This is a genomic window from Pseudomonas sp. JUb42 (assembly GCF_024807945.1).
GTDB lineage: Bacteria > Pseudomonadota > Gammaproteobacteria > Pseudomonadales > Pseudomonadaceae > Aquipseudomonas.
Genome location: NZ_JANUFD010000006.1, coordinates 269852 through 292668, shown reverse-complemented (window position 1 = coordinate 292668; position 22817 = coordinate 269852). Strand labels below are relative to the sequence as shown.

General features: G+C 61.6%; 18 protein-coding genes. 11 read left to right on the top strand and 7 right to left on the bottom strand.

Annotation, left to right across the window (positions count from 1 at the left end):
• Nucleotides 1-45: 45 nt before the first annotated feature.
• A complete protein-coding gene (locus M2401_RS14340) occupies nucleotides 46-1149 on the top strand; it encodes a GNAT family N-acetyltransferase/peptidase C39 family protein (protein WP_259103778.1) in 1104 nt (367 codons plus the stop codon).
• 216 nt (nucleotides 1150-1365) lie between these two features.
• Here the strand turns inward: M2401_RS14340 and M2401_RS14335 are convergent, their stop codons facing one another.
• Nucleotides 1366-1662 (bottom strand): hypothetical protein, encoded by a 297-nt coding sequence (locus M2401_RS14335; RefSeq protein ID WP_259103777.1) that lies wholly within the window; start codon nucleotides 1660-1662, stop codon nucleotides 1366-1368.
• A gap of 441 nt (nucleotides 1663-2103) precedes the next feature.
• Here M2401_RS14335 and M2401_RS14330 point away from each other — a divergent pair, with 441 nt between their 5' ends.
• Entirely contained in the window at nucleotides 2104-2304 is a 201-nt protein-coding gene (locus M2401_RS14330; RefSeq protein WP_259103775.1) for a hypothetical protein, read from the top strand.
• On the opposite strand, the gene M2401_RS14325 is transcribed toward M2401_RS14330, so the two are convergent.
• From M2401_RS14325 to M2401_RS14300, 6 genes are all read right to left on the bottom strand, one after another.
• Nucleotides 2289-3482, bottom strand: a complete 1194-nt coding sequence (locus tag M2401_RS14325) for an acetate/propionate family kinase (RefSeq protein WP_259103773.1) — start codon at nucleotides 3480-3482, stop codon at nucleotides 2289-2291. The genes M2401_RS14330 and M2401_RS14325 overlap by 16 nt on opposite strands.
• Nucleotides 3483-3622: 140 nt before the next feature.
• The gene (tssA, locus tag M2401_RS14320) at nucleotides 3623-4717 is read right to left on the bottom strand and encodes a type VI secretion system protein TssA (protein ID WP_259103770.1); all 1095 of its coding nucleotides are present in this window, start codon (nucleotides 4715-4717) and stop codon (nucleotides 3623-3625) included.
• Nucleotides 4714-8532, bottom strand: coding sequence for a type VI secretion system protein (locus tag M2401_RS14315; protein ID WP_259103768.1), 3819 nt, complete (start codon nucleotides 8530-8532; stop codon nucleotides 4714-4716). The genes tssA and M2401_RS14315 overlap by 4 nt, the downstream gene beginning before the upstream one ends.
• Nucleotides 8532-9299, bottom strand: coding sequence for a DotU family type IV/VI secretion system protein (locus tag M2401_RS14310; RefSeq protein ID WP_259103767.1), 768 nt, complete (start codon nucleotides 9297-9299; stop codon nucleotides 8532-8534). The genes M2401_RS14315 and M2401_RS14310 overlap by 1 nt, the downstream gene beginning before the upstream one ends.
• A 23-nt stretch (nucleotides 9300-9322) precedes the next feature.
• On the bottom strand, nucleotides 9323-10663 hold the full coding sequence (tssK, locus tag M2401_RS14305; protein WP_259103766.1) for a type VI secretion system baseplate subunit TssK: 1341 nt from the start codon (nucleotides 10661-10663) through the stop codon (nucleotides 9323-9325).
• A 33-nt stretch (nucleotides 10664-10696) separates the two neighbouring features.
• The gene (locus M2401_RS14300) at nucleotides 10697-11167 is read right to left on the bottom strand and encodes a type VI secretion protein (protein WP_259103765.1); all 471 of its coding nucleotides are present in this window, start codon (nucleotides 11165-11167) and stop codon (nucleotides 10697-10699) included.
• 152 nt (nucleotides 11168-11319) lie between these two features.
• Here M2401_RS14300 and tssB point away from each other — a divergent pair, with 152 nt between their 5' ends.
• The 9 genes from tssB to M2401_RS14255 all read left to right on the top strand — a co-directional run bounded on the left by tssB (nucleotide 11320) and on the right by M2401_RS14255 (nucleotide 22762).
• The gene (gene tssB, locus M2401_RS14295; protein WP_259103764.1) at nucleotides 11320-11955 is read left to right on the top strand and encodes a type VI secretion system contractile sheath small subunit; all 636 of its coding nucleotides are present in this window, start codon (nucleotides 11320-11322) and stop codon (nucleotides 11953-11955) included.
• A gap of 28 nt (nucleotides 11956-11983) precedes the next feature.
• Nucleotides 11984-13534, top strand: a complete 1551-nt coding sequence (gene tssC, locus M2401_RS14290; protein ID WP_259103763.1) for a type VI secretion system contractile sheath large subunit — start codon at nucleotides 11984-11986, stop codon at nucleotides 13532-13534.
• Between the two features lie 72 nt (nucleotides 13535-13606).
• Nucleotides 13607-14107 carry an Hcp family type VI secretion system effector gene (locus tag M2401_RS14285; RefSeq protein ID WP_259103762.1) on the top strand — a complete coding sequence of 167 codons (501 nt, stop codon included), beginning with the start codon at nucleotides 13607-13609 and terminating at the stop codon, nucleotides 14105-14107.
• Nucleotides 14108-14332: 225 nt separating this feature from the next.
• On the top strand, nucleotides 14333-14758 hold the full coding sequence (gene tssE, locus M2401_RS14280) for a type VI secretion system baseplate subunit TssE (RefSeq protein ID WP_259103761.1): 426 nt from the start codon (nucleotides 14333-14335) through the stop codon (nucleotides 14756-14758).
• A complete protein-coding gene (gene tssF / locus M2401_RS14275; RefSeq protein ID WP_259103760.1) occupies nucleotides 14742-16550 on the top strand; it encodes a type VI secretion system baseplate subunit TssF in 1809 nt (602 codons plus the stop codon). Before tssE ends, tssF begins: the two co-directional genes overlap by 17 nt.
• On the top strand, nucleotides 16514-17560 hold the full coding sequence (gene tssG / locus M2401_RS14270; protein WP_259103759.1) for a type VI secretion system baseplate subunit TssG: 1047 nt from the start codon (nucleotides 16514-16516) through the stop codon (nucleotides 17558-17560). Before tssF ends, tssG begins: the two co-directional genes overlap by 37 nt.
• Nucleotide 17561: 1 nt before the next feature.
• Complete coding sequence (tssH, locus tag M2401_RS14265) at nucleotides 17562-20105, top strand: type VI secretion system ATPase TssH (protein WP_259103758.1); 2544 nt, start codon at nucleotides 17562-17564, stop codon at nucleotides 20103-20105.
• Between the two features lie 94 nt (nucleotides 20106-20199).
• A complete protein-coding gene (tssI, locus tag M2401_RS14260) occupies nucleotides 20200-22206 on the top strand; it encodes a type VI secretion system tip protein VgrG (protein WP_259103756.1) in 2007 nt (668 codons plus the stop codon).
• A 10-nt stretch (nucleotides 22207-22216) separates the two neighbouring features.
• On the top strand, nucleotides 22217-22762 hold the full coding sequence (locus M2401_RS14255; RefSeq protein WP_259103755.1) for a toxin-antitoxin system YwqK family antitoxin: 546 nt from the start codon (nucleotides 22217-22219) through the stop codon (nucleotides 22760-22762).
• The last annotated feature ends 55 nt before the right edge of the window (nucleotides 22763-22817 follow it).

Sequence of the window (22817 nt, the reverse complement as noted above, 5' to 3'; positions counted from 1 at the left end):
TTTGGAAATGTCCCGTTTCGTTACTTAACTTTTACGGCGGTGCCCATGAACTTTATATATCGCGATGCCACCGCGGCGGATGTCGACGCATTGATGCAATTGGAGAATCAATGCTTCGCCATGGATCGGCTATCGGCGCGCAATTTCCACTGGATGGTCAGCCGGGCCAACGCCTGCCTGATCGTCGCCGAGGGCGGCGGGCAATTGTGCGGCTATGCTTTGGTGCTGTTCCATCGCGGCACCTCGCTGGGGCGTCTGTATTCCCTGGCGATTGCCGATTCGGCCAGGGGCCTGGGGCTGGGCCGACAGTTACTGGGCAAGGCCGAGGAACAGGCCCGCAAGCGTGATTGTGCCTACCTGCGTCTGGAGGTGCGCCCCGATAACCCTACTGCCATCGGCCTGTACGAGCGCATGGGCTATCGACGCTTCGCCGAAGTCGAGGATTACTATCAGGATCATGCCCCGGCCCTGCGCTACGAGAAGCGCATTCTGCAACCCAGCGCCAGTCAAATGCGTCAGGTGCCGTATTACCAACAAACCCTGGATTTCACCTGCGGCCCGGCGTGCCTGCTGATGGCGATGAAAGCCTTGCAGCCTGCGCGTGCCATGGAGCGGCGTGAGGAGCTGCAACTGTGGCGTGAAGCGACCACGGTGTTCATGACCTCCGGCCATGGCGGCTGTAGCCCGCAGGGGTTGGCCCTGGCGGCGGCCCGACGGGGTTTTGCCGTGAGCCTGCTGGTATCGGTGCCGGGGCCGTTGTTTCTCGGTGGTGTGCGCGATGAGCACAAGAAGCAGGTGATGCGCCTGGTGCATGAAGAGTTCGAGCGCGAGTTGCAGGCCAGCGATGTTCGTCAGCTGCATAATCAGCCACTGAACCTGCCGCGTTTGCTGGCCGAGGGCGGCAGGCCGCTGGTATTGATCAGCAGCTACAGGCTGACCCGCTCCAAGGCGCCGCATTGGGTGATGGTCACCGATTGCGATCAGGACTTTGTTTATCTGCATGACCCGGATATCGACCATAGCCAGCATCGACAGGCGCTGGATTGTCAGCATTTGCCGGTGAGTCATTCCGATTTCAATCGCATGAGTTGCTTTGGCGCGGACAAATTGCGGGCGGCGGTGATTCTGTTTGCTGGATTGGATGAGTAACTGCAGGCGCTGGCCCCGTCAATAGCGCCGCGCTGTTGCAGAGTAAACAGTTGGCGGGGGGTGTTAGAAAATCTGGTGGGAGCGAATTCATTCGCGAATAGGCCAGTACAGTCGATGCATCAGTAGCTTCTGAAATTCGGCTTTCGCGAATGAATTCGCTCCCACAGAGTTTTGTAGAATCAGTAGATTCTGGGCTGTTAGAGGCCGGCTTACGCGTTAAAGACGCGCTTGAGCCCCACGCCACAACCGCGCTTCAATCGCCCGGTTCACATCACAGGTTTCCTGCATCAGCATATGCGCCGTGCCGGCGAGGGCAACGAGGTCGTGTTCGTCGGCGCCGGTGCATTTGAGGTTGGCCAGGGTGTCGAGGAATCGGGTCACGAGATTGACCCGCAGCACGGTGCAGGCGTGCAGGTCTTTGAGTGAAGCCTGGGTATCGAGCATCAGGACAGGGCTGTCGAGGCCGGGGTGGGAGAGGGGGGTATAGCGGTCTTGCAGGTTATTAACTGTCATCAACAAACCTCTACGTCTAAATGAATGCCGCCTGCATCGTCGTCAGGCGAATGGGTGGCGGCTACATATGGATTGACGACCGGGACGCAGAACCGGTAGATCCGAGGATCTTCCATACGCAGCCGCCATAGCACGATTGAGGATCAAAAGTGTTTAGCTGAGGCGTAAAGCTTTGCGTCGGATCGTCAAATCCGCTCGTTGCCGAGGCAACGAAGGCGCGCAGATTAGAGCCTTGGCAGGACGCAAAGGCGGTATTTATATCTACTCCCTTCTCTTTTTTCAGCCCGCGACTATTACCGGATATTCCAGGCCGCAGCGCTGCCCGCGTATAGAGTGCGTATCAGCCGGGGCCAGCGCGTAAAGATCCCGTAGAGTCGATTGCGCCGCGAACGCGGGAAGTGGATTACTGCCGGGGTTGTCTTCCACCACAGGGCTTTCCCCATGAATAACTCAACCCTCGGCATGCTGATCCTGACGTTTATCGCAGTGTTCGGTGCGATCAGCTTCTTCTGTGAGTTCTTCCGCGCCCGCCCGGATAAAACTGTAGGAGCTGCCGAAGGCTGCGAAAGCGGCGTGTCAGATAGTGTCGGTTCGCAGCTTTCGGCAGCGCCTACACAAAGATCGCATCAATCAGTAAGGTGATGAGCCGTCATGGCACACACCCACTCCTCATTGGTTGGCTCGATCACCACCTTGACCCGGCTGGCTGCGGTGGAAATCACCGCTGCATGAGCACGATTGGCGGCGTCATCCAGTTCGATACCGAGATAGCTCAACGCCGCACATAAGCGCCGCCGGATCTCGGCATTGTGCTCGCCGATGCCTGCTGTAAATACCAGCATGTCCAGGCCGCCAAGGGCCGCCATCAGGGCGCCGACCTCATGCAGGAAACGTCGTTGATACAACGCCAGCGCCATCGCCGCTCGTGGCTTGTCGGCTTCGCACTCAAGCAGCACGCGCGGATCGGCGGAAATTCCCGAGACGCCGAGCAGGCCGGACTCGTGATAAAGCATATGGCTGACCTGCTCCAGGCTCAGCTTGCCGATTTCCATCAGGTAGATCACCGCGCCGGGGTCGAGGGCGCCGCTGCGGGTGCCCATCATCAGGCCGTCCAGGGCCGAGAAACCCATGGTGGTGACGGCGCTGCGCAGTTCTTGCATGCCGCACAGGCTGGCGCCGCTGCCCAGATGCGCGACCAGCGTGCGGCCCATGGCCAGTGCGCCGTAACGTTCGGCCAGGGCCAAAGACTGATACTGGTAGGATAAACCGTGAAAGCCATAGCGGCGCAGGCCGTTTTCCCAGGCGGTCCAGGGCAGCGGCAGGATTTTCTCGACGTCGGGCAGGGTCTGGTGAAAGGCAGTGTCGAAACACACTACCTGGGGCAGATCCGGACGGCTGAGCAACAGGGTTTCGATGGCATCCAGGGCAAAGGGTTGATGCAACGGAGCCAGGGGAATGTAGCTTTTCAGGTCGGCCAGTACCGCAGCATCGATCAACACCGGTTGGTGGTATTTGACCCCGCCATGCACCACGCGATGGGCAATGGCCCGGATAGCCCGGCCTTCAAGCTTGACCCGTAACCGCTGGCGAATGTGATCCATGGCCGCGTGGTAGGGCTTGCCGGGGTCCAGGGACAGCTGACAGGGTGCGCCGCTGTCTTCACTGATGGTCGGATTCGCTCCGGTAATGCCTTCTACTTTGCCTGACCAGCGGGGCTCGCGTGGCAACTGACCGGTCCCGACATCGAACACTGCGAACTTGATGCTGGAGGAGCCGGCGTTGAAAACCACGATCACTTCACCATCGGGGTGTTTGTTCATGAGCATGGTTCCTCAAATCCTTTGAAGGGATGCTGCTGATGCAGGGACTTGTAGGAGCTGCCGCAGGCTGCGAACTGGTCCGTCTGAACCGCCGCTTAGCTCCTACAGGATCTCAGTCCCGTTCAGATCATAGCGTTGTCTCAGGGCAAAACGCCCAGCACCGACCAGATACGCCGGGTATCAACATCGGCGTTGACCAGTTCGCCAAGCAGCTCGCGCAGCGGCATGTGCCCCCACTCGATGGCGCGCTCGATCAGGTAGGGCACCGGGCTGTGGGGCTCGACACTGGCCAGGTAGTCGGAAATTACCTTGAGCTGCTGATAGGCGGCATCACGGGAATCGGGGAAGCCCATGGCCACGGCGGCAACCGGCGCCGCAGGTGCCTCCACGGCCACCGTTTCCACCACCACGTCCAGCAGGACCGGCGCCACAACAGGTTGCGGGTGCATGGCGATCAACTCCTGCAAGGTCTGGATAACCCGCTCGATGGCGGCTTGCAGGGCGCTGAAGCTGGGCGCTTCGTCCAGCAGGTGTGCATCGCTCCAGCGGTTCAGCTGTGCAAGCTTCTCGATGCAGCCGTGCAACACCTGGACCTGCTGCTGGATCTCGGCCAATGGCACGCTCAGCACCATGTCCTGCCACAGCCGCAGATTGGCCTGACCCTCGGCGGCTTCCGCGAGGGAGCGGCGGTCTTCGCTTTTATTGCGTGCCTTGCGCAGGGTGTCCTGCCATTGCATCTGGGTCGGCGTTTCGACATCGCGGATATGCGCATCGAGCAAGGGCGTGCGCGAGCAGAGTACCTCGACGTACTTGCGCGCCATCCAGGCCAGAGGTGGCCCGAGCCAGCTGGCTTCCTCGTTTTGCGGGCGTGGATACAGCGCCGCACCGTAGCGCTCGCCCAGTTCGCACAACAGCTCCAGGGACGCATACAGACCATCGAAACGGTAACGTTGCAGCCAGGCTTCACCCAGCCAGGCGGCCACCGTCAGGTCCTTGCCGCGATGACCGAGCAGGTCGCTGGCGAGCATTTCCACCTTGCCCCAGTCGGCCCGTTTGAGTTCGCTTTCCCAGACGCCCATCGGCAGGCTGCTGTCATCTTCTCGCCGGGCCTCGTGCAACACCGCGAACTCGGGTTCCTGCTGCAGGTCATGCCCGGCCGGGTCGGCGCCGGGGATGGGGGCGAGCAGGGCCGGCAGTTGCTCGCGCAGGCTGGCGAGGGTGGAAGATTCGATCATGGCTGCGTCTCGATACTGCTCACAGGAAGCGGATAAACCGTGTTGTAGGGCGACGGCGGTACGCTGACCGGTAACGGCGTCAGGGTCAGGGGCTGCTTGCCGCCGATGGCTTTGATGGCGAACCGCAGGAACATCTGCGCATTGGCATTGCTCTTGGCGTCAGAGCGCACCGGCACATGCAGGGCCAGCGGCCGGTCATCGTCATTCTGACTGGTGAACAGGCTGCTGGCCTGGTTGCTGCGGATAAAGCGCAGCAAGGCCCAGGGTCCTTCGTAGGACCAACTGGCCTGCAGGTCGTTAATGGCCAGGTTAGGTTGCGTCGAGTCATCCTGCGGTCGCTGGTTGCTGCCCTTGGCCCAGCGCAGGGCCAGGCGTACCGGCTCGCCTACCACCCAGTTGGCGTGGCTGATGCTCTCGGCGGGGTAGCTGACTTCCCGGGCACCGGTCGCCAGGTTCCAGTCAATGACCTGATCGGCACCGCGCTCTTCTTCACGATCGGTGCGCCAGCGCACTTCCAGGTCCAGGCCGCGCAGGCCTTCCTTGTCGCGAATCAACAACGGGCCCAGCCACAGCCGGGCATTTTGCAGGTTGAACAGAAACTCGGCGGCGGCACCGCTATTGATCGAGTTGCTGCCTTGCAGGCCACTGTAGGCATCGGCCTTGTATTTATCGATCAGCTCAAGGAACTCACGGACCCGGTCAGGGTTGGCATCGATGCCGTTATCCTTGGCCACGAAAGGAAAGCGTCCGGCCAGATAGGTATTGAAGTAGGTACTCAGTTGCTGCCAGGCCATGGATGCCTTGGAGTCCTGCAGCGCGGCGCAGCGCAGGTGTGCCTGGTCCCAGGCGTTGCGGGCCAGGGTCGCCAGGCGGCCGCGACCGTCGGGCAGAGCGCTGGCGCCGAGGATCTTGCTGCAGGTGCTCAGGTCCATGTCGTTGAAGTCACGGACCAGCAGTTGCTGATAGAGCAGGGGCGGTGACGTCGGGTTCTGTTCGCCGAACTTCTTCATGGCCAGGGTGGTTTCGACAAACTCGTCGACGATCATGCCTTCGCCGGTATTCAGGTATTCGCGTTGGGAACCGAGCCAGTCAATGGCCGGCCGGATGCTGTCGACGCCATCGCCGATCAGGCTGAACTGCCGGCCCAGGGAGAGCTTGAGCGATTGCACATCCGGCTCGCGGAAGCTGCGCAACGACAGGTTGGGCGTGCCGTCCCACTGACTGAAGTCGATGGGCAGGTGCAGCAGCGGCAGGCGCTGCAGATCTTCAGCGGCGCGGCGCAGGTCGCTCATGGCCCGGCCATTGAGTTCGCGACGCAGCAGTTCGACCTGGCGGCTGTCACCGACATCACCCAAGGCCTGCAGAACCTGGCGCGCCTTGTCCACCGGCAGGTTGAACGACGCTGTCAGACGGGTCTGGCTGATCAGCACCGAGCTGTCGGCCTGGGCATTGAGGCGTTTCCACATGGCGCTGCTGGCGGCACGTCGGGCCGCGCCGATCATGCCCTGGCGATAGTCGACCGGCAACGCGGCGACCTGCTGTTGCAGGAACGCCTGATAGCTGGTGTAGAAGTGCAGAGCGGCGTCCAGCCCGGTGGTGTCGAGGTTGTGCAGGCTTTCACCGGAATCGGAGATGGTGCCGGCGCGGTTCAGCGCCGCCTGGCTGAAGTCCTCGCGCAACAGCGCGTCGATGCCCTGGTCGAGCTGATCGAGATTGGTTTGCAGGGCCAGCACGCCGCCGCTTTGCTCGCGCAGGATGCCCAGTTGATCCTCGCCGCGTTCCAGCCAGCGCTCATGAAAGGTGCGTCGGGCCGTGTCGGCGTAGCGCTGCACCTGATCCACCGTATTAACGTTGATCAGGCTGCTGTGCCGGGCCTTTTCCAGGTCGGCCTGATAGCCCGGCGTCAGTTCGTTACCTGCAGCCTGACTCCAGGCGGTATTGGTCAGTGCTACCAGTTGGCGCAACTGATCGAAGGAGTTGCTGATCGCCTCCAGATCGGCCAGGTCACTGCGCTGGCTGCTTTGCAGATTGCGCAGCTGCTCGTTCAGCGGGCCGCCGATGTTCTTGTAGTTGGCGCTGGCGAACAGGGTGTCCAGCCACAGGCGCATGGCCGCCAGGTAACGGGCCGAAACCTTGGGCTTGGCGCCGTCCATGTCCAGCGAGGTCGACAACGGCTTGAGTGGCACTGCCAGCACCTGATTGTACTGGGCGTTGAGTGGCAGGCTTTTGGGCACCATATTAAGGCCGAACAGGTCGTTGGCCAGGCTGACCGCGTCGTCCAATGGTCGCTCGTCACCCTGAACGCTCTGCACCAGACGTCTGTTGTGTGCTTCCAGGCTGACTGCATCGTTGACGATCTGGATGGCCTGTTGGTAAGCGTTGGCGCTGCTCAGGGTGGTGTTGTCGCGTTGCGTCGGGGTGACGCCGGTGAGGCTGTCGAGGTCGCGCTGCAGGCGGCTGTGGATCGGCTCGAACAGTTGCTCCCGCGCCCGGACCCGCAGTTCCTGTGCCAGTTGCTGATCGAGGTTGGAGAACCAGGAGCCGGGCAGGGTCAGGGCGCTCAGTTGCCAGCGCGGGGTAAGGATCAGCAGGCGCCAGAAGCTCTGGATGCGTTGCCGCGCGGCATCATCGTCAATGGTCGGCGGGGTGTGCAGTTGATCGTCATACAGCAGGTCTGCCAGGGATTGGGCATCGCTGCTGCGGTCTTGCCAGGCCCAAATCATGCCTGCCAGCCAGAGCACCGCGAATACCAGGGTGCCCAGGCCCAGCATGCGCTGCCAGCGCTGGCGCAGATGCAGGATGCGGCCGATGGGTTGGGCCAGACCGTGTTCGGCAACGATGCGCTGACGCCACAGGCGCTGGCTGAACAGCGGCGGCGGGAGCTTGACCGGGCCGGTCTCAGCGAACGGATCGACGTTGTCGGCGTCGCTGTCGACCTTGGCTGTCGCGCTGAGGTAGATGCCACGCAGGCGCGGTGCCTCGCCCAGAGCGTTGCCCTGAAACACCGGGTCGCACAGTGACTGCAACGGGTCGTTGAGGTTGTGCAGTTGTTGCGGCAGCAGGTACAGGGTGGTATCGAGCTGACCGCGCAGGGTGCCGATCTCCACCAGCAGATCGCTCAGGGTCTGCTGCATCAGGCCGACACCCTGGCTGATCCAGCTCGGGTGCCAGTGGGTTTGTGTGCCGTAGGGCGAGGTCCAGCCCAACGGCGTGCCGAGGGTGCTCAGGGGCAGCACGTCGATCAGTTCCGGCAGGCCTTTGAGGCCTTCACTGGCGGTGATCACCATATAGACCGGCAGGCTCAGGCCCAGGCGTTGTTGCAGATCGATGAACTTGCGCCGGGCGGCAGCACCTTCGGCGGCACTGTCGCTGTCGCCGGACAACTGCTCCATGGCATGCAGCCAGATCACGCCGTCCAATGGTCGCCGGGCGCGGCTTTGCACCAACAGGTCGAGCAACTGACGCCAGAGTTTGAGCTGCACACCGGCGTTTTCGCCATGGCTGAACAGCGCCTGGGGCAGTACCAGTACGGCACCCTCGGGGCCGTACCACCAACGCCCGAACCAGGCCGGCCGTGCCACCGGGGTCAGGCCCCAGCCCTGTAGCAGCGGCTCGCTGCGTTCGTCATCGCCGACCATCAGCAGCCAGGGCGTTTCGTAGCGGTCGTTGACCCCGAGTAACTGCTCCCACTCGTTAAGGGCGTTATAGAAGCTGCGGCTGGCACCGTTGAGGTGGACTATGAAGTATTTCCAGGCCAGCACCGCAACCACCAGCAGTAATAACAGGCCCAGCAGGATCAGGCTCAACTGGCTCATCAGCGTGCCTGCTCGGTGATGAGTTTCTGCGCGTCCTGATACAGCTCCGGCTGTACGCGCTGCTGGATGCTCCACCACAGGCCCTGGCTGATCGCCAGGCACAACAGCAGGCCCAGGCCTACCGCCAGCGCCAGGCGATAACCGTCAGGCATGCTGTTGCGCAGGGGCATTTGTTGCGGTTGCCGGGCGGTGGGCAGTTCCAGTTGCGTCTGCACCTCATTGAGCGATGGGTGGCGCTGGCGGCTGAAGGCAAACAGCGCACGCCGCCATTTTTCATGCAGCCCCTTGCCGTTGCCGGTGCGCAGGCGCCCCTGAAAACCGAGGATCAGGCAGTGCAGGTAGACATTGGCCAGGTCGCGCAGGGCCGGGTCGCGACTTTCCAGCAGCTTGCGGATCGCCACCGGAATGCGGTCGCCCGCCGAGCGGGTATTGAACAGCCGCGCCTCCATGGGCTGGGTTTCCCAGGCACCCTGGCCGGCCCAGTTTTCGAACAACAGACACTCGTCGAGCAGACCAATGAAGGCGTAGAGCGTGGCTTTGGCCTGATCGCCCTGGGCTTCGCCGACTGCGGCAAAGCAGTTGCGCCACAGGCGCCGGGCGATATGGCTGATCTCCTCGGCCACCCGCGCTTCCTGAATTGGCGCCGGGCTGGTCCGCGGCAGGGCCTGCCAGAACAGCAGCCATTCACTCCAGGCGCGGTTGAAGGCGGTGCTCAGCGGTGCGTTGGCAAACGCGCTGATCGAGGGCGAAGAGTCGTTGTCAAACATGAGCGCTCAGTCCTTGATGCAATTCAGTCCCGTTTGCTGGGGTCGAAAATGAGGATGTCGGCTGGATCGACCCAGCCGCTGCCGGGCGGCACGAACAGGCACAGGTCGGTGTCCGGCACGAACCATTCGCCACGGGCCTGCAGCTTGAACAGGCGAATCTCCTCGCCAACCCCGTAAGCCACCTGTTCGTTGCGTTCCAGTGCAGTGAACTTCAGGCCGTGCTGACGCTGACGGCTGAGGGACGGCAATTGCGGGCGGGAGGCGATAATGGCCCGCTCCAGCCATTCACGAGCGGCCTGGGTGGTAGTCCCCGAAGGCATGCGCAAGCCGATGACCAATTGCTGCTCGGAGCTGATGCGATCCTGCAGTTCGATGAAGAAGTGCTTGTCCTTGTACTGGAAGCTGCGTCGGCGATAGCCCACGCGAATGCCATTGAGACGCTCATTGAGCCATTCCAGCACTTTGTCGAAGCCGCTCTGCAAATCCTCATAGTGCAGCGGCGCAAAGGCTGGCACGCCTTGCTCCGGTTGCAGGCTGGCGAGGGCACCGGCCAGCCCGACCAATTGCAGGTACAGGGTGGCCGGATGGGCGATGCCGGTTTCCAGATTTGCCTGTAACTCCGGCAAACGTGCCCATAATGCGCTCAATTGCATGCGCAGTTCGGCGCTTTCCAGGGTGTGGCCGCTGTCCTGAGATTGTTTCAGGCGTCCGGCCAGAAACTCGCATTTGCGCCGCACCAACAGGCATAAGTCACTGATCTGGGCGTTGAGCGGCGAGTCATGCAGCAGCGTGGGGCAGGGCGGCGTGTACGGCATCAGGCGGATGGTCTGGTCTTCGAAGCCCAGACGGACCAATGGCAGACGCTTGGCGTCCAGCAGGTCTTCGTACCTGGCCAGACGCAGGCGTGGACGCCAGACCGTGACCCGGTCGACATTGGCTTCGACCCTGGCACTGTTGAGGTCGCGCATTTCGCTGATATTGCTGTCGCGCAGCCGCCCCTTGAGCGGCTCCAGTTCATCGTTGCGGGTCAGCGGGTCCACGGCGAGATAGATCAGCAGGCTGTCCTGATCGGCGAAGTCCTCGGGCGTGAGCTTGAGTTGCAGGGGAAAGTCCTGGTCCAGCCGGGGGTCGAAATCCACCACCAGCCCGTCGGGCATTATTGCATCCAGATCGGTGACATGCAGGGTTGCGCCACTCAGGGCCAGGCTGTCTACCTGCAGGCTGCGCACGCCCCAGTACCAGGGATGGGCGGCCTCGGCCAGACGGGCACTCAGGGTTTCTGCACGCAGGCTTTGTAACTGAAAATGCTGGGGCAACAAGTGCATGCCCTCAGACCAACAAACTGCATCCGGGATACCGCGCATCCTTCACTCCTGGCCATCCTGAGAAAACTGACTTCACTGACCCTGAGCATCGAGCAGGCGCATTTCCCGCGAGCCGATCTTGAGCCAGATACTGTTCTGCGCATCCAGCAGCAAACGGTGGGCTCCGGGAGTGTTATAGCGGGCATAGATCAAAAGTCCATCCGCCTTGTGGCTGTGCAGCGGATTATCTTTCAGGGCCATGAATTGCCCCGGCACCACTTCCAGGCTCCACACCGTGAATCCAGTGGGGTAGTCGCGCTGCAACTGCTGACGTTGCTCGAACCACTGACTGGCGGGAGTGCCCTTGAGGCGCTCGAGCATCTGCGCATCGTTGGCGGCGACAAAATCCAGGGCAACGGGCGTGTTGTTGTTGGCCTTGGGTTCCACATCAATGGTGACACTTTGCAATTCCACCCTGGGAGGAAACAGACCACAGCCACTGATCAGAAAAATACCAAGGAGGATTGCCGCTGCTCGAAATCCTGGGAACCAAATGGGCTTCATGGCATTCCAAAATAAGTTTTTCAGTTTGTTTCTTGATTTCTTATAGACCTCTTCTAAGGTTTTGCACAGTTGGTGCGGCCAAGGAATTTGCCGCGCCCGTCCGCGCAGTTCTGTCGTCGAAATGTCGGCAGATACGCCAGAAGGAGTAGGGCATGGCCGCAAGTGAAAGTAAGCAGCGTTACCTGGGGCGGAACCGTCCTCCGCGTGTACAGATCACCTACGACGTTGAAATAGGCAATGCCTTCGAGACCAAGGAACTGCCGCTGGTGGTGGGGATCCTCGCCGACTTGTCTGGCAAGGTCACGCCGTCCGAATCGATGGATAAACGCGGATTCGTCGATATCGACCGCGACAACTTCGACACTGTGCTCAGGCAGATCAAGCCGAACCTGGACTTCAAGGTCCGCAGCCTGTTGGGCGGCGGCGCCGAAAACCTCAAGGTCAGTCTTGAGTTCTCCGCTTTCGATGATTTCAGCCCGGAAAACATCGTCGACAAGGTGCCGGTCCTCAAAGACCTGTTCGATCGTCGGCAGAAGTTGCAGGACCTGCTGATCAAGCTCGATGGCAACGAAGTGCTGGATCAGAGCCTGCGTGACAGCCTGGCCACCAAAGAACAGCGCGAAAGCTTCCAGAAACTGCTGACGGATGCGGGAACCCCGGCACCTGCGGCGCTGCCTGCACCTGCGCCGGCCGCCGAGAAAAAGGCTGACAGCGTAGTCGCCGATGAAGGCGACACCAAGGCTGATCCCGCAGCGCCGGCAGACGGCGACGACGTGACCAAATCCTGATTCGTTTTCCCTTCATGGAGGAACTGCGATGGCCAAGCCCACCAGTAGCACTGAAACGACCACCACCACGACGCTCGCCGCACCGTCCCTGCTCGACAATATCGTCGCGACGATGACTCAGGAACCGGACGATAAACAGAAGGAATACGCACGGCTGATGCTCAGCGCGTTCACCGCTGAAGTGGAAAGCACCAAGGTCCAGGCCAACGAGGACATGCTTGCGACCATCAGCCAGCGTATCGCCGAGCTGGACACCATGATCAACGCCCAGCTCAACGAGATCCTGCACGCCCCCGAGCTGCAGACCCTTGAGGCGTCCTGGCGTGGCCTGCATCAACTGGTAATGAATACCGAGACTGGCACTTCGCTGAAACTGCGTCTGTTCAACCTGACCAAGGACGAGCTGCGCAACGATCTGGCCAAGGCCATCGAATTCGACCAGAGCACCTTGTTCAAGAAGGTCTACGAGGAAGAGTACGGCACCTTTGGCGGCAGCCCGTTCAGCGTGCTCATGGGCGACTTCGAGTTCGGTCGCAGCGCCCAGGACATCGACATGCTGACCCGCCTGTCGAACGTCGCCGCCGCCGCCCACGCGCCCTTCATCACGGCGGCTGCCCCGCAACTGTTCGATATCAAGAGCTTCGCCGACCTGTCGGTGCCCCGTGACTTGTCCAAGGTCTTTGAAAGCGGTGCCCTGATCAAGTGGCGCGCCTTCCGCGAGACCGAGGATTCGCGCTACGTTTCCATGGTCCTGCCGCACTATCTGGCACGTCAGCCCTACGACCCGGAAAACGCGCCGGTGCCAGGTATGTCGGCCTTTACCGAAGTGGTTTCGGTGGACGATGACAGCGCGGCCAACGACGCCGATGGCGGCACACCTGAGAAAAAACTGCTGGCGCCGGACCCGCGCAAATTCCTCTGGGGCAATGCGGCCTGGCTGTTAACCCAACGCATTACCGAAGCCTTCGCCCAGTACCGTTGGTGCGCAGCGATTCGTGGGCCGGAAGGTGGCGGCACCTGTGCCGACCTGCCGGTGTACACCTTCAGCACGCCAGCCGGTGACCTGGCGTTGCAGTGCCCGACCGAAGTGGCCATCACCGACCGCCGGGAAAAGGAGCTCGACAGCCTGGGCTTTATCGCCCTGTGCCATCGCAAGAACAGCAACCTGGCGGTGTTTTTCGGCGGCCAGACCACCAACAAGCCCAAGACCTACAACACCTTCGAGGCCAACGCCAACGCGCGTATCTCCGGCATGTTGCCGTACATGCTCGCCGCCTCGCGCTTTGCTCATTACCTGAAGGTGATCCTGCGCGACAAGGTGGGCAGTTTCGCCACCCGTGACAACGTGCAGACCTACCTCAACAACTGGATCGCCGATTACGTGCTGATCAACGATAACGCGCCCCAGGAAATCAAGGCGCAGTATCCGCTGCGTGAAGCCCGGGTCGACGTCACTGATGTGCCAGGGCGTCCGGGCAGCTATCGGGCGACAGTGTTCCTGCGTCCGCATTTCCAGCTCGAGGAGCTGACCGCGTCTATCCGTCTGGTTGCCGCATTGCCACCACCGGCTGCGGCCTGATAACCGCTGCACCGCCCGCCGTGACCTGGCGGGCGCTTCCCAGCCTGCAAACCGAACAAGGAAATACACCCGATGGATGCGATCATTCTGGACCTGGGCGCCACGATCAAGGGCGACTCCCTGATCGAAGGCTACACCGATAAAATTGAAATCATGTCTTACAGCCATAACGTCGCCATGCAGGTCACCAACGACGTCAGCAACTCCGAACGCACGTCAGGCAAGCCGCATATCGGCGAGTTCACTTTGACCAAGTTCGTCGACTCGTCGACTCCGACCCTCAATACTTATTGCTGCGCTGGCAAGCCGATCCCCGAAGCCAAGGTGATCGTGGCGCGCAACGCCGCTGAAGAGAGCGGCCAGGTCATGCCCTTCATCATCTACACACTGAGCAACGTGATCCTGTCCAACGTCAGCGTCAGCGGTGGGGCCGGTGGCAAGCCGGTAGAAACCATTTCCCTGAACTTCACCAAGATCAAATGGGAGCTCACTGCGCAGAAAGACGACGGCACCAAGGAAGGCACGGCGGCGACCACGTGGGACCTGGCAGCGAACAAGCTGATTAAGGCCTGATGGCTGCCGGTTTCAACGACTGAAAGCTGTTGTGCAGGAGAACCGGTCCGGCAGCAAATACGTGGGAGCGAATTCATTCGCGAAAAGGCCAGTACATTCGAGACAAATGTATCTCCTGTGCTGACGCTTTCGCGAATGAATTCGCTCCCACAGAGTTCCTCTGATTCAAAGGCTTTGTGCTGTTCGACATGTGTTTGATCTTCCTTAAAAGATCGGAAATCCCTTATGCGCGTAGCACTTTTCGATCTGCTGGCCGACGGTCAGGAAGAGGGTTTCAAGGCTGACGATCCCGAGCGGATCGCTGAGTCGATCCGCCTGGAGCTGGAGCGTCTACTCAATACCCGACGCAGTGAACGGGTGCATGGCATGACGCCGAGCGTGGTTGACTATGGCATTGGTGACTGGAGCATTCTCTATGCCGATCGTGAGGAAGACCACCGCACGCTGATGCGGGAGATGCGCAAGGCCATCAACCGTTTCGAACCGCGTCTGGTACTGGAAGAAATCGATGTACAGGCTGTCGCCGGGCAACGCAGCCGCATGACGGTACGGGTGTTCGGGCATATTCGCGGCATGGCGAAATCAGGCATGGCGTTCTCCATGAGCCTGGGTGAAGGTGGTTTTGAGGTCAGGCATGAGCGATTCGATTGACGCGGCACTGCTGGACTATTACCAACGTGAACTGACCTGGCTGCATCGCGCCGGGGTCGACTTTTCCGCCAGCCACCCAACGCTGGCGGCCAATCTGAAACTGTCGCCGGCGGGCTCTCAGGACCCCCACGTCGAACGCTTGCTGGAAAGTTTTGCACTGCTGGCGGCACGCCTGCAACGGCGGCTCGATGACGGTTACGCGCAATTCAGTGACGCCTTGCTGGAACAGCTGTATCCGCTGATTCTGCGGCCTATGCCGTCCTGCGCCATTGCCCGTTTCCTGCCCAAGTCTCCCGAAACCAGCCTGGCCTCCGGGTATGTCCTGCCGCGCGGGACGTCGGTTTTCAAGCAGCCGGACAAGGCCCAGGCCGACAGCATTTACTTTCGCACCTGTGCTGACCTGACGTTGTGGCCGGTGCAGGTCGATGACGTGACCCTGCTCGACGGCGACCGGGCGTTGGCCGATGGCGGGCTGGCCCAGGTGCCGTCATCACTGTGCCTGCATCTGCGGTGCACGGATAAAAAGGGTTGGCAGGCGTTAGTCGGCGAGTTGACGACCCTGCGCATCCACCTGTCCGGCTCGCCGGGCAACCGGGCTTTTCTCTATGACTTGCTGGCAGCCCATAGCGTCAAGATGAAATGCGTGGTGCCGGACGGTCTGCGCCAGGACATTGATGGCTTGCCGGTGCCGGTGGGCTTTGCCGGTGATGAACATCTATTGCCGGAAGAGGACGGGGTACATCCGGGCTTGCGGTTGTTGGTCGAGTATTTCTCCTTTCCGGAGAAGTTCGCCTTTTTTGACATTCCGCTGAGCATTCCCCCTGGGGCGACTGATCGTCTGCAGGTGTATATCGGTTTTGATATTCCGCCTGAACGTCAGGTCAGCCTGCAACGCGAAGACATCTCTCTAGGCTGTACGCCGGTGATCAACCTGTTTGCGCGTACCGCCGAAACCCTGCGTCCGGACGGCACGCAAAGCGAACACCGACTGGTGGCTGACTCCCATCGCCATGACAGCACGGAAATCCACAGCATTCAGAACATCCGCGCTACCACCGATGGTCAGCGCTTTCACGCCGTGACGCCGTACTACGGATCCCAGCACGGCACCGAAAGGAATCCGCTGTTCTGGCATGCCCGGCGGGTCAGCGGCTATACCCCGGACCGCGCGGGCACCGAGTTGCTGTTGAGCCTGGTCGACAGCGACTTCAACCCCGGCCAGACGCTGCCCGGCCACAGTTTCACGGCCAAGGTGCTGTGCACCAATCGGCACATGGCCGAGCAATTGCCGGCCAATACCAAGCTCAAATTCGAAAGCAGCGGGCCGGTGGCGGAAATAGTCCTGCTCAAAAACCCGACCGCGCAGTCCATCGCGCCGCTCAAGGGCTCGTCGCGCTGGCGTCTGGTGTCGCAACTCAACCTCAATCACGCATCCCTGGTCGAAGGCCCGCACGCGCTAACTTCTCTCAAGGAGATGCTGACCTTGCATAACGTCCGCGACGATACGACGGTGCAGCATCAGATCAACCACATCACCGGCCTGCACACCCTGCGCGTGGTCGACCGGGTCGGCGAGGATGCCTGGCGCGGCTGGCGCAATGGCCTGGAAGTACGCCTGAATCTGCCGGCCAAGTATTTCGCGGGTAATAGCCGGGTATTGTTTTCCGGGGTGCTGGCGCATTTTTTCGCCCTGTATGCCAATGCCAACGGCTTTATTCGTACCGTGCTGGTCGATGGCGATAAGGAGATCAAGACATGGCAACCGAGCAGCGACCCCGGCCTGATTCTCTAGGGGCGTTACTGCGCCGCGCACCTCAACGGTTCGAACTGGTGCAAGCGTTGATGATCCTTGAGCGCGAGCAACCGGATGTCCCGTCGCTGGCCTGCAGCAATGACCCGCAACAGGAGGTCGTGCGTTTGCGCGGCCCTTTGCTGCCGGAGTTTTCCGCGAGCCAGATCGGCAGTCTGCGCGAGGGTCCTGTACCCCATGAAAAGGACGCCGCAGCGCCGTCGCGGCTGGTCCTGCACACGCCGGTGTTTGGTCTCGGCGGGCCTGACGGCCCTTTGCCTTATGCCTATCAGGAGTGGCTGCAACAGCGTGCGCGGCTCAAGGACCGCGGCACCATGGCGTTTCTCGATCTGTTCCAGCATCGCCTGCTGAGCCTGCTATACCGGGTTCAACTCAAGCACCGCGTCGCCTTGCCCTACCAGGCCCCGGAGCGCAGTCCGGTCTATCAGCAATTGCTGGCGCTCTGCGGGTTGCGGCCGCGACCGATGGACACCCTTGCCCGGATTCCGGAAAAAGCCCTGATCGCCCGTGCCGGTCTGCTTGCCAATGGCCGGCGCTCATTGGCGGGGTTACAAAGCCTGCTCAAACATCACTTTCAGTTGCCGGTGCGCCTCGAAGGGTTCCAGGGCGGCTGGAGCCAGATTGCCGAGGCCAATCAGACCTGCCTGGGGCGCGCGGGGCGTAATCTGACACTGGGCCGCAACGCCATTTGCGGCAGCCGCGTGTGGGATCAGCAGCGCGGTGTGCGGATCACCCTCGGCCTGCTGAAGCGGGAGGCCGCTGAAGTTTTTCTGCCGGGCAGTGCCGGTCACGTCGAGCTGCAGGCGCTGGCTTCGTTCTATTTCGGCGCCGATCTGGTGTGCACGTTGCGCCTGCTGTTCATTCGCGCCGAAACCACCGTGCTGGGTCACGCGCAGCCATCTCGCCTGGGGTGGAGCAGTTGGCTGAATCGGGTCGAGCGCGACGGTGAATTCAGTGTCGACCTGACACTGCAACAGCACATGGTGCCCTGACATGGACATCGCCGCGCTGATCTCGCGCCTCAACAGCCCGTGCCGTGAGGCCATGGAGCGGGCCGCACAACGCAGTCAGCAGTGCAACCAGCATTTCGTCGAAACCGAACACCTGATCCTCGAACTCTTGGATATCGACGGCGGCGACCTGGCCTTCCTGCTACCAGCGTTGAACGTGCAGCGCGAACGCCTGAGCGTCGAGCTCAATGCCACGCTGGACAGTTTCAAGACCGGCAATACCCGCAATCCGTTGCTGTCGCAGCAACTGGTGGCGTTGATCGAAGACGCCGTGATCGAAGCCAGTGTGCTGGGCTTTAACGGAGTGCGTTCCGGGCTGTTGCTGCTGGCGTTGGTCGATCGCGATGAGCATCGTGCCGCGCTGCCGGGCAGCATGCCGTCCCTGGCCGGTATCAGCCGCGAAGCCCTGCGCAGTCAGCTGGCGGCCTGTATCGAACGTTCCAGCGAATCCAGCACCCCGGCCCGAACGGCTCATGGCTCGGCGCAGGCGAGTGACGACAGCCCGTTACTGGAGCAGTACACCCAGGACCTTACCGCCGACGCTCGCGAGGGCCGTATCGACCCGATCATTGGTCGCGACGGAGAAATTCGCCAGTGCATCGACATCCTTCTGCGGCGGCGACAGAACAACCCGATCCTGGTTGGCGCGCCGGGCGTCGGCAAGACCGCCGTGGTCGAAGGGCTGGCCCTGCGCATCGCTCAGGGGGACGTTCCGCCAGCCTTGCAGGGCCTGAGCCTGCGGGTGCTGGATTTGGGGCTGCTGCAGGCCGGGGCCGGGGTCAAGGGCGAGTTCGAGCAGCGTCTCAAAGGGGTGATCGAAGGCGTGCGCAGTGCGTCGGGCAAGGTCATTCTGTTTATCGACGAGGCCCATACGCTGATCGGTGCCGGGGCCGCTGAAGGCCAGAGCGACGCGGCCAATCTGCTCAAGCCGGCCTTGGCCAGGGGAGAGCTGCGCACCTTGGCCGCCACCACTTGGCTGGAGTACAAGAAATACTTCGAAAAGGATCCGGCGCTGGCCCGGCGTTTCCAGTTGGTGCAGGTCGAAGAACCGGATGAGTACACCGCCGTGCAGATGCTGCGGGCTGTCGCCGGGCGCCTGGAACAGCACCATGGCGTCGAGGTGCTGGATTCAGCAATCCAGGACGCGGTCAAACTCAGCCAGCGTTATATCTCCGGGCGGCAGTTGCCGGACAAGGCCATCAGCGTGCTCGACACCGCCTGCGCCAGGGTCGCCCTGGCCCAGCACGACGTGCCCCCGGCGCTGGAAAGCCTGCGTCATCGTCAGGCCTCGAACCTGAGTGAACTGCAACGCCTGCGCCGCGAACAGGCTACCGGCCACGAGCACACGCAACGTATCGAGGTGCTGGAAGTTCAGGAGCGCGAGGACCATCAATCCATTCAGGAGCTGCAAATACGCTGGAGCCAGGAGCGAGAATCGGTGGTGGAGTTGCTCAAGACCCGTCACCAACTGCTGGAACTCACTGAACAGGTCGACCCGGCCAGTGATGACGCTGAACTGGACAACCGCATCGATCAACTGGCCGTGGAACTGGCACGCCTGGAAAGCGGGTTGGCGGTGATTCGTCAGGACGACATTCTGGTTCCGGAACAGGTGGACTCACGTATCGTCGCCGCCGTGATTGCCGGCTGGACCGGCATCCCGCTGGGCAAAATGCTCGCCGACGAAGCCTATGCTTTGCGCACCCTGGCGCACCGCCTGGGGCAACGAATCATGGGCCAGGGCCCGGCACTGGCGGCCATCGCCCAGCGCTTGCAGGCCTACCGCGCCGGGCTCACCGATCCGCACAAGCCGGTAGGTGTGTTCCTGCTGCTCGGCCCGACCGGGGTGGGCAAGACCGAGACCGCCTACGCGCTGGCCGACGCTCTGTACGGCGGCGAGCGCAATCTGATCAGCATCAACCTGTCGGAATATCAGGAGGCTCACACAGTCAGCCAGCTCAAGGGCGCGCCGCCGGGGTATGTCGGCTACGGCAGCGGCGGGGTGTTGACCGAGGCGGTGCGGCGCAAGCCCTATAGCGTGGTGCTGCTGGACGAAATCGAAAAGGCTCACCGCGATGTGCTGGAGGCCTTTTATAACGTCTTCGACAAGGGCGTAATGGAGGACGGCACCGGTCTGGTGGTGGATTTCAAGAACACCGTGATCCTCGCCACCAGTAATGTCGGCGCCGAACTGCTGCTTGATACCCCGGTACGCCAACAGGCCAGCGAGGCGTTCAACGCTCGATTGCAAACGACCCTGCATCAGCACTTCGCCTCGGCCTTTCTGGCACGGATGACGGTTATTCCGTACCGCGCCCTGGATAACGCCGTATTGGAAGGGATTGTCCTGGCCAAGCTGGAAAAACTCCGCGCCCGCTACCTGGCCGCCACCGGCAAGCGTTTCGATTACGACGACGGCATCGTCAAGGCCGTACTGGCCCGCTGCAGCGCGGCGGGGGCGCGGGATGTGGAGCATGTATTGATGAATCAGGTGGCGGGCAGGCTCGCCCAATGGGTATTGGAATGAGGATGCCTTGGAGGCGCCCGCAGTGTACGGGTGACTGAACCGATGTTATCGCCAGCAAGCCGGCACCTAACCACACAATCATCAAGAGGTATCGATGCCCCGTTCTACCGACAGCAATACCAGCCTCTCGCTGACCGCTTCAGCCGTCGCTGACCTGTACCCCGACGCCTGGCGCGGTGAGGAAAGTCTCAATGGCCTGGGCTGGCAGGCCCTGGACGGCCATAGCGAGACGCCGCTGACCCTGAGCAGCGCCATTGCCAGTCATGTCACGATCAACCTGCACAGTGGCGAAAACACGCGGATCATTGATGCCTTGTGCGCCGAAATCCGTCAGTTGCCGGGCGATGCCACCGCTGATCATTACCAACTGGTGCTGCGTCCCTGGCTGTGGTGGCTGACCCTGGCGCGCAACAATCAGGTGTTCCAGAACCTCAGTACCAGCGATATCGTGACGGGTATTTTCAGTAAGCATGGCTTCACTGATTACACGCTCAAACTGACCGGCAGCTACCAGCCGCGTGAGTACTGCGTGCAATACGGCGAGACCGATTTTGCCTTTGTCTGCCGTCTGCTGGAGGAAGAGGGCATCTTCTGGTTTTTCAGCCATGCCGACGGTATTCATACCCTGATTCTGGCCGACAGCAACGACGCTTTCCTGCCTTGCCCGAACGGCGCCAGCATTGCCTTCCTCGGTCAGCAGATGGGCAATCGCGAATTGCTTGGCGTGCGTTCCGGCGGTATCTGTCGGCAGGCGGTGTCCGGCACCTACAGCGCTACGGATTATCAGTTTGTCACGCCGACCACTTCGCTGTATGGCCAGGCAGCTGCCGAGAGTGGGCCGTTGACCGTCTACGAATACCCCGGCGGGTTTACCGAAAAGGCCCGTGGCGATGCTCTGGACAAAGTACGCATCGATGCCCTGCGCAGCGCGGCCATGCGTTTTGTCGGCGAGAGCGACTGCCGCTGGTTGCAACCGGGCTACAGCTTCACCCTGACCGGTCATGATGACAGTGCGGCCAACATCGAGTGGGTGGTGACGTCGGTCAGTCATGATGTCGATCACGAGCACTATCGCAATCGCTTCGAGGCCATTCCCAAGTCCACCCACTATCGGCCTCTGCGCCTGACCGCCAAGCCCCATATGCATACCCAGGTGGCACGGGTGGTGGGCAAGGCCGGTGAGGACATCTGGACCGACCAGTACGGACGCATCAAGATCCAGTTTCCCTGGGATCGTCTGGGCGAGAAGAACGAAAGCAGCTCGTGCTGGGTGCGGGTCGCCCAAGGTTGGAGCGGCAAGGGTTTCGGCATGCAGTTCATTCCGCGCATCGGCCAGGAAGTAGTGGTGACTTTTATCGACGGCGATCCGGATCGCCCGCTGGTCACCGCCTGCCTGTACAACGGCGAAAATGCGCTGCCTTACGAACTGCCGGCCAACCAGACTCAGTCCGGGATCAAGACCCAATCCTCCAAGGGCGGCGACGGATTTAATGAACTGCGCTTCGAAGACCTCAAGGACAGTGAAGAGGTATTTCTCCAGGCGCAGAAGGACCTCAAGGTCAATGTGCTCAACGACACCACGGCCACCGTCGGCCACGACGAGACCCTGACCGTCCAGAATACGCGCACCCGTACGGTCAAGGAAGGCAACGAGACCGTGACCCTGGAAAAGGGCGACCGCAGCGTCACCTTACAGACCGGCAACGATAGCCTGGACGTCAAGGCCGACCGTACCCTCAAGGTCGGCGGCAATCAGACCCATACCACTAGTGGCAATTACAGCCATACGGTCAAAGGCAACTATTCCCTGACCGTGGACGGTAATCTGACCATCAAGGTGACCGGCACCCTGACCCTGCAAAGCGATGGAGATTTCATGGCCAAGAGCAGCGTCAGCCTCACTAATCAGGCCGGCACCGCCCTGACCAACAAGGCGGGCACGGCGCTGACCAATCAGGCTGGCACCAGCCTGGACAACAAGGCGGGCACCACCATGACCAACGATGCCGGGGTTAGCCTGACCAACAAGGGCGGCGCCGAGCAGACGGTGGATGGCGGCGCGATGCTGACCATCAAGGGCGGTATCGTGAAGGTCAACTGAGGAGCAGGCGATGGATACATCAGGCAAGATCGAAGTACAGCGTCCCTCCAGCCTGTTGCAGGCCAACCTGGCCGAAGGACAACTGCACGGCACCTCGCGCATCAGCGAGGACGGCAGGCCCCAGGCCGTGCTCAGTTATCGCAACGGCGTGCAGGACGGCCCGATGCTTATCTACCACTCCAACGGCCAGCCCAGTGCGCGCATGAACTACCGTCAGGACAAGCTGCACGGGCCGGCACAATTCTACGGTCCCCAGGGCAAGCTGATCCGCGACGCGCAGTATCAGAACGGGCTGCTCCATGGCGTGGTCAACAGCTACTTCGAAGACGGCACCCTGGCTTCGCGCGAGCATTACCGGCTGGGCCAGTTGCATGGCGCGTCCCAGCGCTTTCATGGCAACGGCAAACTGGCGGCGAAGATGGACTATGACCATGGCAAGCTGCTGGAGCAGGGGCGCTCGTTCAACCCCGATGGCCGACCATTGAACGAGGAGGGCAAGGCCATGGGCCGCTGGCAGGCCTGGTGGCTGAAGTGGCGGCAGCCGCCGGAGATCTGACTGTTATTGTTGTAGCGGGGCTTGCCCGCGAAGATGCAGGAGCTGCCGTAGGCTG

Bases quoted from the DNA above. Each gene is read 5' to 3' on its own strand.
- M2401_RS14340 (WP_259103778.1), top strand. From the start codon at position 46: ATGAACTTTATATATCGCGATGCCACCGCGGCGGATGTCGACGCATTG.
- M2401_RS14335 (WP_259103777.1), bottom strand. From the start codon at position 1,662: ATGACAGTTAATAACCTGCAAGACCGCTATACCCCCCTCTCCCACCCC.
- M2401_RS14330 (WP_259103775.1), top strand. From the start codon at position 2,104: ATGAATAACTCAACCCTCGGCATGCTGATCCTGACGTTTATCGCAGTG.
- M2401_RS14325 (WP_259103773.1), bottom strand. From the start codon at position 3,482: ATGAACAAACACCCCGATGGTGAAGTGATCGTGGTTTTCAACGCCGGC.
- tssA (WP_259103770.1), bottom strand. From the start codon at position 4,717: ATGATCGAATCTTCCACCCTCGCCAGCCTGCGCGAGCAACTGCCGGCC.
- M2401_RS14315 (WP_259103768.1), bottom strand. From the start codon at position 8,532: ATGAGCCAGTTGAGCCTGATCCTGCTGGGCCTGTTATTACTGCTGGTG.
- M2401_RS14310 (WP_259103767.1), bottom strand. From the start codon at position 9,299: ATGTTTGACAACGACTCTTCGCCCTCGATCAGCGCGTTTGCCAACGCA.
- tssK (WP_259103766.1), bottom strand. From the start codon at position 10,663: ATGCGCGGTATCCCGGATGCAGTTTGTTGGTCTGAGGGCATGCACTTG.
- M2401_RS14300 (WP_259103765.1), bottom strand. From the start codon at position 11,167: ATGAAGCCCATTTGGTTCCCAGGATTTCGAGCAGCGGCAATCCTCCTT.
- tssB (WP_259103764.1), top strand. From the start codon at position 11,320: ATGGCCGCAAGTGAAAGTAAGCAGCGTTACCTGGGGCGGAACCGTCCT.
- tssC (WP_259103763.1), top strand. From the start codon at position 11,984: ATGGCCAAGCCCACCAGTAGCACTGAAACGACCACCACCACGACGCTC.
- M2401_RS14285 (WP_259103762.1), top strand. From the start codon at position 13,607: ATGGATGCGATCATTCTGGACCTGGGCGCCACGATCAAGGGCGACTCC.
- tssE (WP_259103761.1), top strand. From the start codon at position 14,333: ATGCGCGTAGCACTTTTCGATCTGCTGGCCGACGGTCAGGAAGAGGGT.
- tssF (WP_259103760.1), top strand. From the start codon at position 14,742: ATGAGCGATTCGATTGACGCGGCACTGCTGGACTATTACCAACGTGAA.
- tssG (WP_259103759.1), top strand. From the start codon at position 16,514: ATGGCAACCGAGCAGCGACCCCGGCCTGATTCTCTAGGGGCGTTACTG.
- tssH (WP_259103758.1), top strand. From the start codon at position 17,562: ATGGACATCGCCGCGCTGATCTCGCGCCTCAACAGCCCGTGCCGTGAG.
- tssI (WP_259103756.1), top strand. From the start codon at position 20,200: ATGCCCCGTTCTACCGACAGCAATACCAGCCTCTCGCTGACCGCTTCA.
- M2401_RS14255 (WP_259103755.1), top strand. From the start codon at position 22,217: ATGGATACATCAGGCAAGATCGAAGTACAGCGTCCCTCCAGCCTGTTG.